Consider the following 229-nt stretch of genomic DNA (forward strand, 5'->3'; position numbering starts at 1 on the left):
TAAGACGGATTCCCAACGCTTGGGAGTTTCGATTCTAGGTTGAGTTTTGTGTTTAAGGCGCAATGGTTTAGGATTGTGGTCGCGTTGCTCACCACTTAACGCGGCGTTATGTGTTTGGTCAGTTTTTAGGGTCCAAGCTATGATTTCATTGAGAATTCGTTCCGTGTTTTCGGCAAGTTGGCTTGGTCGAAATGGATCTTTGAACAACCTGATATTGATCGTTTTTAAG

1 protein-coding gene is annotated in these 229 nt (G+C 43.2%); it reads right to left on the reverse strand.

What is annotated here, in order from left to right; genetic code table 11:
• The coding region (locus AACW06_RS20710) for a hypothetical protein (RefSeq protein ID WP_238336801.1) at window positions 1-229 on the reverse strand (229 nt) is incomplete at both ends.

Origin of the sequence: Vibrio sp. S12_S33 (assembly GCF_963889785.1) — a bacterium.
Lineage (GTDB): Bacteria > Pseudomonadota > Gammaproteobacteria > Enterobacterales > Vibrionaceae > Vibrio > Vibrio aestuarianus.